Below are 5,688 nucleotides of genomic sequence, written 5' to 3' on the forward strand. Positions count from 1 at the left end.
ATTAAAAGCATTCTTTCGCCGAAGGCATCCTCCTTCCGCGCATGATTCTGGCAGGCGTCGAGATTTCCGCCAGCCGCAAGAGGTAGACGACATGACGGCCATTGCTCCCGGCGCCCGCGCGCCGGCCAATCCGTGGACCGCTGAAGCGCGCGCAATGCTGGCGCTCGCCTGGCCGATGGTGCTCACCAATCTTGCCCAGATCGCCATGACCACGACCGACGTCATGATGATGGGGCGGCTGGGTCCGGATTCCCTTGCGGCAGGAACCCTCGGCTACAATCTCTATTTCGCGCCGCTCATTTTTGGGCTCGGCCTCCTGCTTGCTACCTCGCCCATGATGGCGAGCGCGCTTGGCCGCAAGCTTCACTCCGTGCGCGACGTGCGCCGCACCGTGCGGCAGGGCCTGTGGCTTGCCATTGCTGTCTCCATTCCCATCTGGCTTCTGCTCTGGCAATCCGAGCGCATTCTCTTATGGATGGGACAGGAACCGACCCTTGCGAGCATCGCCGGCAGCTATGTGCGCACACTGCAATGGGCCGCCCTGCCCTTTTTCGGGTACATCGTCCTGCGCTCCTTCATTTCCGCGCTGGAGCGTCCGGGCTGGGCGCTGACCATCATGTTCATCATGGTGGCCTTCAACGTGCTGGCCAACTGGTGCCTTATGTTCGGCAATCTCGGCTTTCCGGCACTCGGCGTGCCCGGCTCCGGCATTGCCACGACGCTTTCCAGCATTTTGATGTTTTTCGGCCTCGTGCTCGTCGTCTCGGTGGAGCGCCAGTTTCGCCGCTACCAGCTCTTTGGCCGCTTCTGGCGCTCCGACTGGCCCCGCTTCTTCGAGCTGATCCGGCTTGGTCTTCCGATTGCGGGTTCGATGACATTCGAGGTCACGATCTTCAATGCCGCAGCCCTCCTCATGGGGCTCATCAGCGCCCCCGCGCTCGCGGCGCACGCCATTGCGATCCAGATCGCGTCCATCAGCTTCATGGTGCCCATGGGCCTCAGCCAGGCTGCCACGGTGCGGGTGGGCCGTGCCTTCGGCGCGCAGAATCTGGATGGCATCACGCGCGCCGGCTGGACGGCCTTTGTCATGGGCGTCGGCTTCATGGCGCTGATGGCCCTGCTGATGGTCACCATACCCCGGCCGCTCATCGGCGCCTTCATTGATCTCGATCTGCCGGAGAATGCGGAAGTCATCGGCCTCGCCGTCACCTTCCTGGCTTTTGCCGGCCTGTTCCAGATTTTCGACGGCGCGCAGGCGGTCGCTGCCGGAATGCTGCGCGGCCTGCACGACACGAAAGTGCCGATGATCTATTCGCTGTTTGGCTATTGGGGCCTTGGCATGACGTCGAGCGTGGTTCTCGCCTTCACTCTCGGCATGGATGGACCCGGCATCTGGATCGGCCTGGTCAGCGGCCTCGCCATCGTATCGGTGCTGCTTTACGTGCGCTGGCTGAGACGCGAGCGCCTCATGCCCTGGCTTCACCAGAGCCGCGTGGCCTGAACCTGCCGCGTTTGGCTTCGTCGATCAGCATGTTCGCCACCTGCATGCGCATCATGGCGTTGGCCCGCAGATGAGCCGGTACCCGGTCGGGGTGATTGCGAAAGGCAAACTCGCGCCGCAGCCGGTCGAGCAGTCTCGGCTCGATCGTTCCGCCCAGTCCCAGTTCACGGGCAATCTCGTCCGGGTCCGTCGTCAGCGGCGGCGCCGGAGGCGGTTCGGCAGCCATGACCTCTGGCTCAACCGGCTTAGCCGGCTCCGGCGTCTGGTGCTCGCCATATTCCACCTGGGCGCGCCGGTCGGTGAAGTTGATGCGGCCCGAATGAAGTTCCTCGGCCACGGATAGATAGTCGAGGGAGTTGAGGCTCGCAGACGCACCGCCCGCATGCTCAATGTCCTCGCTGATCAGTTCATCAAGCAATGCCGCGAAATCGCGGCGCCTCCCGATGGCCATATCGCCTCTCCCGCCGGTGCGGGAGCTCCATTCATTCAAAAAGCAACGGGCGCAGCCTTAGCCCTGTGCGGTTAAGAAACTTACTCTTTGCTTCACTCTATTTGAAGCAATGCTGAAATGCACGCCTGTGTCCCCACCTGCGATCACAATCTGGGCTCTCTTGAAACGCTACTATATGTGCGAATCGATGTTACTCGCGTTACCCTGCACGCCGTTTCGAGCCGAGGAGGCCCTGATGAAATCCGCTTTCACAACCACCGCAGTCCTTGCCATTCTGCAAGCGCCGGCATTCGCCCAGGAGGAGCCCTATCTGGATGACCGGTCGTCGCCCGAGACCCTGTTGCAATCGCTGTACAATGCGGTCAATCGCAAGGAATATGCCCGCGCGTACGACTATTTCGCAACGCCGCCGGCTGCCAGTCTCGATGCCTATCAGGAAGGCTATGCGGACACGGATCATGTCGCCCTGGTGACCGGGACAGCCTCCTCCGAAGGCGCTGCCGGCAGCATCGTCTATTCGCTTCCCGTCGCCATCCGCGCGAGAGCAGGCGATGGCGGCGAGCGGGTTTTCGCCGGCTGCTACACGCTGCGCCTGTCAAACCCGCAAATTCAGGGAACGCCGTATGCGCCGCTGCACATCGAAAAGGCGGAGATGAAGCCTGTGGCCGGGGAACTGCGCGATGTTTTGCCCGCCAGTTGCGGCGACGGCACGCCCGATGGAACCGATACGGTTCTGGCCGATGCGAAGGCGCTCTTCTCATCCATATACGGGCGCAACTGTCCGCAGGCGCCGGACAGGGACGCCAGCGACCAGATGCAGAGCTATACGATCCCGTTCAACTATTCGCATGAAAGCCTCGATACGCCGAAGCATGAGGCCCGCCTCTTCCGCTTCTATTGCGGAAGCGGTGCCTATAACGAGAACCACGCCTATATCCTGGCCAATGAGGAAGGCGGGCTCACACCTCTGCAATTCGCCACGCCCGAGACGAGTGTGCAGTACGAAAACGGCGACAGCGACGGCAAAGTCGAGGACATCCGCATCGTCGGTTATACAGCCAGCGACACGCTGGTGAACTCCACCTACGATGCCGATACGCTAACGCTCACCAGCTACAACAAGTGGCGCGGCATCGGCGATGCCTTCTCCGCCGGGACGTGGATTTTCCGCGAAGGAACTTTTACGCTCGTGCGCTATGATGTCGACGCGTCCTATGATGGCGAGAAAGATCCGATCACGATCCTCGACTATCACACGGGGCCCTGAGGCCCCGTCACCGCTCAGCGAGCATCCAGTTCAGCGTCTCGCGCCAGTCTGTCATACGGATCGGCGTTCCGTGCGAGCCCGTCTCAAACCGCACGAAGCGTGCAGGATAATCCCCTGATGCTGAACGGATCTTCCTGAAAAAGGCCTCCTGTTTCCCGACGGGAAACACCCGGTCGGCGCTGCCATGGCCGAAAAAGACAGGCACGCGCGCCGCAAAGGCCGCGCTTTGCAGAAACGCCTCGTTCCACATGGACCCGAGCAGCAGGAGCCCGCCCAGTTGTCTGACGGTCGGGCCGTCCTGCGCCAGCCGCCAGCAAAGCGCACCGCCCATCGAGCCGCAGGCGACAAAAACACGCGCGCCGGGCGAGGAAGCCGCATAATGGGAAATCAGCGCCGCGATCTGCCGGGTGCCTAGCGCCTCGAAATCCGCAACATCCGGCGAAAGATAGAGCCCGCCGCTCTTCACCATCAGGTTCTTGATGCGGTTGAAATTGCCGCCAAAGGTAAAATCGTTCACACCCTGCCGCCGGTTGCCGCCCTGGCCATACAGGTAGAGCACGATGGCGCTGGCGCCCCTGCTCTTGCCGACCGCGAAATAGCGCAGGGTTCCAGCCTCTGTCTGGAGCGCCAGTTCCTGCTGGGCGCGCCGCACGCCCGTGGAGACATAGCGCCCGTCCACGCGCCGCTCCGGCACTGCATCGCGGCCATTGATGTCGCGCATTTCCTGGTAATCGACAACGCGGTAAGCCCCACCATCGCTCGACGAAAGAACCGCCGGATAGGCGAAGAGCCGATCCTTGTGTGCGGCAAGCTCGAAGCCCTGCGCCCCTGCATTCCAGAAAACGGCAAAAAGACAGATAAAACAGAATCTTGCAAAGGAAAGAAAACTCATCGATTCAACACGCCGCCTGCTTTTTCAAGCGCCTCCGGCGTATCCACGTCGAGATGCGCGCCAGCGCCCGTTTCCACATCGATCACCGAGACCAGCCCCTGTTCCATCACATGGCGCGCGCCGGTGTCGCCGGTCAGCTTTTCGACCTCGGCAAAAAGCGCACGCGGCAGGATCACCGGATTGCCGCGCTTGCCATTGTGTGTTGCCCGCACCACTGCATTGCCGCCCGCCTTCACGAAGGCGTCGACGAGCCGGTCAAGGTCTCCACTTCCGATCTCCGGCATATCGGCCAGCATGATAAGTGCGCCGGCGGCCTCGTCGGGCAATGCCGCAATCCCTGTCCTGAGCGAGGTGGAGAGCCCGCCCGCGTAATCCGCATTGAGCACGCATTTCACCGCGATCCCCTCCAGCGCGGCCTCCACCGCCTGCGCCTCATGCCCCAGCACCGCAACGGCGCCCGAAACATGGCTCCGCGCAAGCGCGGCACCCGTTCGGCGCACCAGCGGCACGCCGTCGAACGAAGCGAGAAGCTTGTTGTGCCGGCCCATGCGCCTCGACTGGCCAGCCGCCAAAAGCACGCCCCACACGGCGGATGGATCGCGTGCGCCTGCATTTCCCTCGCGCGGCTGCGGCCGCGTCGGAATTTCGGCCAGAAGCCCGCCTACCCCCATGCCGGCAATGTCCGCCGAGGATACGTCGAGCCCCGCCACCACTCGGTCGAGCACCCAGTCGAAGCCATTCGTCTTCGGGCTGCGCGCGCAGCCGGGTGCGCCGATCACCGGCTTGCCGTCGATTGTGCCCAGCACCAGGAGATTGCCCGGGTCCACCGGCATGCCGACCCGCTCCACCGTACCGCCAGCCCGGCGGATCGCCGCGGGGATCACATCATCTGCATCGCATATGGCCGATGCGCCGAAGAGAAGCAGCAGGTCGCTCTCCTCCTTCAGCGCCGCGATGGCGCGCGCAACAGCCTCTTCCTCATGCGCCGGTCGCAATTCGCGTGTCACGCGGCTGCCCGAACGCGCCAGCCGCTCGCCGGTGATGCGCGCCGTCTTGTCGAGCACACTGTCTTTCAGGCTCGGAAGCGCCGTCTGCACCACGCCGACCGAGAGCGCCCGGAATGGCGCAATGCGAAACACGTCCTCACGGATCGCTTCCATCGCCTCGTCCACCCGCCGGGCCTGAACCGCGAAGGGGATGATCTTCACCGTTGCGACCATCTGGCCTTCGGACACCGCGCTGTAATCCGGCAGCGTGGCGAGCGTGATTGCCGGGTCGACAGCGTTCAGTCGGTCGACCGAAGCCCTGTCGACAACGAAAAGACCGGTCTTTTCGGCATAAAGGTTCACCCGCCCCGTGGAGGGGGGGCGCACGGCGATCCCATCCACGGCAAGCCGTTCTGCAAGCCGCTCCGCCGCCTGATCCTCATCCAGATCACCGGCCTCGAGCTGCGCCGCGATCACGCTTAAAACCCCTTCCGCCCGCAGGAGACGGATGTCTTCTGCCGTCAGCCGGTGCGCCTTGCGCAGCCGCGTCCGGCCGGCCATCGTCGCATGCGCCAGCACCGCGCCCTCGGC

General features: G+C 63.5%; 5 protein-coding genes. 2 read left to right on the forward strand and 3 right to left on the reverse strand.

All coding sequences use genetic code 11. The features are described from left to right. Window positions 1-91 precede the first annotated feature (91 nt). Window positions 92-1,501 (forward strand): MATE family efflux transporter, encoded by a 1,410-nt coding sequence (locus JCM21793_RS22405; RefSeq protein WP_025031781.1) that lies wholly within the window; start codon window positions 92-94, stop codon window positions 1,499-1,501. Here the strand turns inward: JCM21793_RS22405 and JCM21793_RS22410 are convergent. After that, the gene (locus JCM21793_RS22410) at window positions 1,467-1,952 is read right to left on the reverse strand and encodes a hypothetical protein (RefSeq protein ID WP_025031782.1); all 486 of its coding nucleotides are present in this window, start codon (window positions 1,950-1,952) and stop codon (window positions 1,467-1,469) included. The genes JCM21793_RS22405 and JCM21793_RS22410 overlap by 35 nt on opposite strands. 235 nt (window positions 1,953-2,187) lie before the next feature. Here JCM21793_RS22410 and JCM21793_RS22415 point away from each other — a divergent pair, with 235 nt between their 5' ends. Continuing rightward, window positions 2,188-3,219 carry a DUF1176 domain-containing protein gene (locus tag JCM21793_RS22415; protein ID WP_025031783.1) on the forward strand — a complete coding sequence of 344 codons (1,032 nt, stop codon included), beginning with the start codon at window positions 2,188-2,190 and terminating at the stop codon, window positions 3,217-3,219. A 7-nt stretch (window positions 3,220-3,226) separates the two neighbouring features. Here the strand turns inward: JCM21793_RS22415 and JCM21793_RS22420 are convergent, their stop codons facing one another. Both JCM21793_RS22420 and JCM21793_RS22425 read right to left on the reverse strand, forming a co-directional pair. After that, a complete protein-coding gene (locus JCM21793_RS22420; RefSeq protein ID WP_025031784.1) occupies window positions 3,227-4,111 on the reverse strand; it encodes an alpha/beta fold hydrolase in 885 nt (294 codons plus the stop codon). Then, on the reverse strand, window positions 4,108-5,688 hold a 1,581-nt coding region (locus JCM21793_RS22425), incomplete at its 5' end, for an NTP transferase domain-containing protein (RefSeq protein ID WP_025031785.1). The genes JCM21793_RS22420 and JCM21793_RS22425, both read right to left, overlap by 4 nt.

Origin of the sequence: Nitratireductor aquibiodomus NL21 = JCM 21793 (assembly GCF_000615975.1) — a bacterium.
Taxonomy (GTDB): Bacteria; Pseudomonadota; Alphaproteobacteria; order Rhizobiales; family Rhizobiaceae; genus Nitratireductor; species Nitratireductor aquibiodomus.